2 protein-coding genes and 1 pseudogene are annotated in these 955 nt (G+C 66.1%); all 3 read left to right on the top strand.

The genetic code is table 11. The features are described 5' to 3' along the window. Positions 1-316 (top strand): cupin domain-containing protein (locus MOV75_RS39655; protein WP_247008289.1); only part of this gene is annotated, 316 nt, incomplete at its 5' end. Continuing rightward, on the top strand, positions 316-828 hold the full coding sequence (locus tag MOV75_RS39650) for a GNAT family N-acetyltransferase (protein WP_246932921.1): 513 nt from the start codon (positions 316-318) through the stop codon (positions 826-828). The genes MOV75_RS39655 and MOV75_RS39650, both read left to right, overlap by 1 nt. Positions 829-830: 2 nt before the next feature. Then, positions 831-955 (top strand): annotated as a pseudogene (locus MOV75_RS42815) (GNAT family N-acetyltransferase); the annotation flags it as partial.

Here is a 955-nt window from a genome sequence, read left to right as displayed (position 1 = left end):
CGATCCCGACAGCGGCTATCGGCGGCGCCACGCCTCGCCGCCGGATGCAGCAAGCGGCATCGAGATCATCGTCGTCGATCTGCCGGCCGGCGCGCGCGTCTCCTACAGCCCCTGGGGCCGCAACGCCTTCACCCAGCAGCTCCTGATGCTGGAGGGCGCGGTCTGCGTGCATATCGACGCCAAGACGGTTCGCCTGCGCGACGGCGACTGTCTGGACTTCGACGTGATGCGCGCCGTGACCTTCGAGAACGAAACCAGGCAGGACGCGCGCTACGTCATCATCACGCGGCGCGGCACTTCTTACGGGAAAATGTGATGCCGCTGATCGTACGGGACGCAACGCTGGAGGATGCCGGAGATATCTTGGCCATCTACAACCATGCCGCGCTCAACACCACGGCGGTCTGGACCGACGGTCCGGTTGATCTCGATTCGCGGCGCGCGTGGATCCGCGCGCGACGGGAAGCAGGCTATCCCGTTCTGGTCGCCATGAAGGGCAGGGATGTGGTCGGCTTTGCGTCCTTCGGCGATTTCCGTCCCTGGCCCGGCTATCGCCACACGGTCGAGAATTCCGTCTATGTCGACGAGCGGCATCATCGCGCGGGCATCGGCCGCGGCCTGATGGTTGCGCTGATCGAGCGCGCCACGGCGCTGAACAAGCACACGATGGTCGCCGCGATCGAGGCCTCGAATTCCGCCTCGATCGCGCTGCACGCCTCGTTCGGCTTTGCCGAGGTTGGCCGTATGCCTGAGGTCGGCTGCAAGTTCGGCCGCTGGCTCGATATGGTCCTCATGCAGATGCGGCTCGCAAGCGGAGTGAGGCCGTGACGATGCAGATCCGAGTTGGTGACACCTTCGATCCGTGCGTCGTCGCGCTGCTCGATTATCATGTCACGGCGGCGCGGGCGCAGACCGCGCCGGGCAGCGCCCATGCGCTCGATCTGGCGGGCCTTCG

Origin of the sequence: Bradyrhizobium sp. PRIMUS42 (assembly GCF_023006515.1) — a bacterium.
GTDB lineage: Bacteria > Pseudomonadota > Alphaproteobacteria > Rhizobiales > Xanthobacteraceae > Bradyrhizobium.
Note: the sequence above shows the minus strand (reverse complement) of the source record. Positions and strands in the feature narration are given on the sequence as shown.

Bases quoted from the DNA above. Each gene is read 5' to 3' on its own strand.
- MOV75_RS39650 (WP_246932921.1), top strand. From the start codon at position 316: ATGCCGCTGATCGTACGGGACGCAACGCTGGAGGATGCCGGAGATATC.